At 69.6% G+C, this 3080-nt stretch carries 3 protein-coding genes; 1 reads left to right on the forward strand and 2 read right to left on the reverse strand.

The annotated features are described in order from the left end of the window. Both Q0R63_RS23865 and Q0R63_RS23870 read right to left on the reverse strand, forming a co-directional pair. Positions 1–1318: alpha/beta-hydrolase family protein (locus tag Q0R63_RS23865; protein ID WP_295702782.1), on the reverse strand; the 1318-nt coding region annotated here is incomplete at its 3' end. A gap of 237 nt (positions 1319–1555) precedes the next feature. Next, positions 1556–2254: an ice-binding family protein gene (locus tag Q0R63_RS23870; RefSeq protein ID WP_295702786.1), complete on the reverse strand. Its 699-nt coding sequence runs from the start codon at positions 2252–2254 to the stop codon at positions 1556–1558. 277 nt (positions 2255–2531) lie between these two features. Between Q0R63_RS23870 and Q0R63_RS23875 the strand changes: the two genes are divergently transcribed. Continuing rightward, positions 2532–3080: WcbI family polysaccharide biosynthesis putative acetyltransferase (locus Q0R63_RS23875; protein ID WP_295702784.1), on the forward strand; the 549-nt coding region annotated here is incomplete at its 3' end.

Genomic DNA, 3080 nt, shown 5'->3' on the forward strand with positions numbered 1-3080 from the left:
GGCTGACGAACCTGATGTGGACACCCTGGTCGACCACCGGGTTCACGACGGTCGAGCCGGGACTGAGCGCGGCAGACAACACGGTGCGGTTCTTGGCGAAGGTCGGGGTCCCGCTCCACAGCGCGCCGTCGACCTGGTCCAGCACCTGCTGGGGTGACGTGAAGGCGCTCTCGCTCCCGAAGGCACCCAGCGACTCGCCACTGACGTAGAGCTTCGGACGGACCGCCGCGGGCATCCCCGCGAGCCGCGCCCGGACCGCATCCAGGAGCAGTCGCCCCGCTTGCGGCGGCTCCGCCCGCGCGGTCAGGAGCCCGAACGCCGAGGGGAGGTTGGAGTACTGCATCGAGACGATGGCGCTGTTGCCGTCCATGAGGAACTCGAAGCTGGAGACGGCCCACGGGTTGACGTATCCCGTGCTCGTCGCCGTCACGACCAGGATGGCGCGCCGACCCCACGCGTGGGTGCGGTCCAGCTCCGCGAGCGCAGCGTCACGGGTCTGGTCCATCGAGCCGCTGAGGCCGGCGAACACCCGGATCGGCTCGAGGGCCGGCCGACCCGTGGCGTCGGTGATGGCCTTCGCGTCCGGGCCGCGGGCAACGAACGCGGCGCCGTCCTGACCCAGGCTCGACCAGGACAAGGGCGAGCCCGGACCTCCCGTCCGCAGCGGCGACGTCGGAGCCCTGAGGCCGGCCGGCTCCGCGGCATTGACCCTGTCCGCGCTCGCCCCGACGAACGCCAGCGCCGCGGGAACGACGCCCTGGCTCACCAGCAGGTAGATCACGAGGAGCGTCAGCGTCCCGGCCACGACGTGGGCGAAGCTCTCGCGCAGGACCCTGCTCTCCACCTTCACCAGGATCCAGTCGGAGAGGGTGGCCACCACCCTCCACAACCCCAGCACGAGAACGAACACCAGGACCGCCGTGCCCGTGCTCCCGACGACGTAGCCCACGCCGGGTGGGTCGGCCCCGACGTAGCGGGAGACGAACTGCTGCCACCGCAGGCTCGCCAGCGGGAAGAGGGCGATGGTGAGGACGATCAGCGACACCTGTCCGCGAAGGAGGACCCGCCGGGCGCGGTCGTCCATCGAGACGCGGAACCCGGTCAGGTGCACGAAAAGATGCCACGCCCATCCGCACGTCACCCCGGCGACGTAGCCCAGCACCGCACAGGCGGCGGCGATCAGCCCCTGCATCAGCCACGTCCGCGGCAGCAGCGACGGCGTGTTCGCCAGCAGGTAGAACGCTGCGGCAAGCACCATCCCCGGCGAGGACAGTCCGCTCAGTCGGTGGTGCCGCCACCCCACCACGCGGTCCAGCACGGCACCCCGCCCGCGGAAGGACCTCGCGGGGCGGGGGGCTGCGGTCGTCCGGACGGTCGGCGCGTTCTCACGGGGACCGGCGTCATCGCTCGTCGCGCCGTGAGGAGGGAGCCGCGCACCGACCTTCATAGGACCGCCTCCCCTACCAGCCTAGCGATCCGCAGACCACGCAGACCACGCGCGGAGGCCCGTCTCGTGGCGACGGGGACCGAGGTCGTCGGTGTGGCGCCGACCGGCTCAGCGGGTAGCCGGCGGCACCAAGGTGTTCATCTGGAGGGTCACTGCCGTCTGTGCCAGCAGTCGGCCGTTGATCGATGCCCTGGTCTTCATGGCGATCATCGTCTTGGACAGGATTGTTCCCTCGAAGTGCGCCGCGGTTCCGATGGTGACCGCGCCGGCGGACTGCCAGAACACGTTCTTCGCCTGTGCTCCACCGGTAAGCGTCACACTCGCGGAATTGGCCTCGTTGAGGGTTCCGGCGACCTGGAAGATCCATACGTCGTCCGGACCACCGGAGAGCGTGACGTCATGGGATATCGAGACGTTGGAGGTCCATGTGTAGAGACCGGGATTCAGGGTCAGCCCGCCGATCTCCCCAGCGCCCAGGTTGAGCTCATCGGGCATCAGTCGACCTGCGGCGTCGTTGTAGGCCGCCTGCATGTCGCCCACAGCCGCCGTCAGACGCGTGGAGTCGGTCACCGAGCAGGGAAGTGGACCGGCGGCATCGACGGTGTAGATGTTCCCATTGACCTCTCCGCAGGTCAGACGGACCGCAGCACCGGTGATGGGACTGGTCCCGACATCGCCGTCGATCGACGACTTGTAGACGTCGGTGACACCTGATTTCGACAGGACCGTGAAGTTGCCGGCCGATCCCAGGGCTACCGGCACCGGAGGACTGGCAGCCGACGCGACCGACGTGCCGGCCGCCAACATTGACACGATCGCGAACGGAACGATGAACAGCGTTGTTCTTGGCCTCAAAATTTCTCCTCGTGTCGTCAAGCAAGGCGAAGCGCAGGTGCTTGCGCCACCCATCGTCCCGGCCCGCGCCTCTGCCACCCGGGACCTAAGTCCCGACGCAACTGGTCACTCTGGTAAAAAGTGACGAGCTGCTCAGGACGCAGCAGGGTCGGGCCTGCCGGCGGGGGTAGGCGCTCGATTGGGTACGGTCGCAGCGCCGAGCCGGGCGCCGGCCGAAGGGAGGAGCGGGATGCCGCCGTCGAGGGACAGGATGAACGGTGACCTGTCGGCCCTCCCTGCCGCGGCCCGTGCGGACCTGCCTCGGGCCCACCACTACGGGGAGTTCTACGGGCTCAAACCCCTCCCCGACGGCGATCGACCGCTGCTGGTGGTCCACGGCAACTGCCAGGCGGAGGCGCTGCGACTGCTGCTGCAGCGCGCCCCGGAGGCGCCCTGCCTCAGTGTCCGGATACCCCCTCTGCACGAGATCGCCCTCGACGAGATCCCCTGTCTGGAGCGACTGCTCACGCGGAGCGCGGTCCTGCTCACCCAGCCCGTCGCCGACGGGTACCACGGCCTGCCGCTCGGTTCGGCCGACGTGCGACGGACAGCCGTCCGGGCCCGGACCCTGGTCTTCCCGATCATCCGCTTCGTCGGACTGCACCCCTACCAGGTGGTCACCAACTCCCCCGACCACCGACCGCCCGTGATCCCCTACCACGACCTGCGCACCATCCGGCGGGCCGCCGGGCTGCCCCCCGCGCCGCCCCTCGACGCCGCTCACCTCGACACGGTGACG

Source organism: Lapillicoccus sp. (assembly GCF_025353065.1).
Lineage (GTDB): Bacteria > Actinomycetota > Actinomycetes > Actinomycetales > Dermatophilaceae > Lapillicoccus.